Source organism: Robertmurraya sp. (assembly GCF_036676585.1).
GTDB lineage: Bacteria > Bacillota > Bacilli > Bacillales > Cytobacillaceae > Robertmurraya_A.
In genome coordinates this window covers 1-1692 of the sequence record NZ_JAKFCQ010000074.1, presented here as the reverse complement: position 1 = coordinate 1692, position 1692 = coordinate 1, and the positions used below count along the sequence as shown (strand labels likewise).

General features: G+C 42.3%; 1 protein-coding gene. It reads right to left on the bottom strand.

Annotated elements, in window-relative coordinates:
- Positions 1 to 278 precede the first annotated feature (278 nt).
- Positions 279 to 1571 carry an IS110 family RNA-guided transposase gene (locus tag ACGLXV_RS10490; protein WP_391558529.1) on the bottom strand — a complete coding sequence of 431 codons (1293 nt, stop codon included), beginning with the start codon at positions 1569 to 1571 and terminating at the stop codon, positions 279 to 281.
- Positions 1572 to 1692 lie beyond the last annotated feature (121 nt).

Sequence of the window (1692 nt, the reverse complement as noted above, 5' to 3'; positions counted from 1 at the left end):
GATCCATGCTACCTAACCACTTCTTTCCATAGAGTGGATACTAAGACAAAGTATGGTCGCACTGGTGGATCTCCACAGGTCTCATGGGGGTCTACCCTCCCATATCTCACAGAGTCTACGCTCCTAAATTCCTTCGTTCAACCTTTCCATGAGGTGGATGTCAGTCATGCTGCCCGACAGGGTCCTTGCCCGTACTTTAGTTGTTTTACTGACTAATCCGTGCTTCAGATGTCTAATAAACGAAAGCTAACTTTTTATCTTAAGGTATCTTGAAAAACCTAAGCTGCAACTGCCATAGAGGTTACTTCCATGTGAGGAATATCGCTCAACATTCTTTCTTCACTAAACTCACATTGTTTCGTACCAATGGTGAACAAGATGCGGATCAGTTTGTTACATAGTGCGATCAAGGATTGCATCTTCTTCAATGGGTTTTGGGAACGCTTCGTAAAATACTGATGTAATGCCTTAAAAGCCGTATTCTTAGCGACTAAGGGCATGACGACTCGGAAGAGGAGAGCTCTAAGCTTCTTCCTTCCTCGCTTCGTAATCTTCGTTTGTCCTTTGTGCTTACCAGACGTATTCTCTTTTAAACTTAGTCCTGCTAATTTAATGATCTGTTTTGGATGAGAATAAGACTTTAAGTCTCCCACCTCGGCAAAAAAGCCTGCAATGGTGTCTCTACCGATCCCTTTAATCGCCAACATTTGCTCTACGCCAGGTATTTGTTCGAGTAAGCCATCGATCTTTGAATCTAGCTCCTCAAACCTTTCCTTAATGAGAGTGTACTTCTCTAATAGAGTGCGGAGTTCTAGCTTAGCCATGTCAGCACCCTCACGGATTCCAATGGAAATACTAGCGGCGTGCTTCAAATCTCTAACCTTACTTACCCCGACAGCTCGTTGTACAGCTAGTTTAAGATGAACTAATATCTCTTCATCCGAGAGCTTTACGATCTCATGGGGGAGTGCATGCAGTCTAAGTAGTTGTAGTGCAGCTTTTCCTTCCCAATCTTTAAATACCGTTAAAAACTCTGGAAAGTAACGATCGAGCCAATTATGAATTTGCCCTTGTACAGCTTGAAGGTCAACAGATAAAAGATCGCGTATTTTTTTTGCCACTCGAAGTTCGGCATAAACTCCTTGCGGGATATTGGGTTCGGCGTATCTTCCATCCTTGACGAGCTGAGCGATAACTCTGGCATCCTTCACATCATTCTTGGTAGGTGAGTTGTCGTCTAACTCTTTACTCTTCTTTACGTGCATTGGGTTTACTACAACAAGTTTAATCGCTTGTTCTCTAAGAAAATGAGCGAGATTCAGCCAATAATGTCCTGTAGGTTCAACTCCAATGATGGTCTTCTCCATGCCATATTTTTGAGTTAACTCTTGAATCCAGGCTAGAAAACCATCAAAGCCAGAACTCGTGTTTTCAAAGGTAAAAGGTTTCCCAAACTCTAGTCCCCTAAAGTCTTGCGCACGTGCAACATGCTTGAATTTCGCAATGTCTACGCCTATTATTAGTGTTTGAGAAGTAATTTGAGCAATCTTATGATTTTGGTTATAATTCATTTTGCAGCCTCCCGATATGTTGAGTTGTCCTTTTTGCCGCCAAGCGCAGGACATAACTTATGATACCAAGGGGCTTTTTTATGTTCAAAGTTCATATTTCTCCATTACAGGAATGCTGCCC

Excerpts from the sequence above, each read along its gene's own strand:
- ACGLXV_RS10490 (WP_391558529.1), bottom strand. The coding sequence starts at position 1,571 with ATGAATTATAACCAAAATCATAAGATTGCTCAAATTACTTCTCAAACA.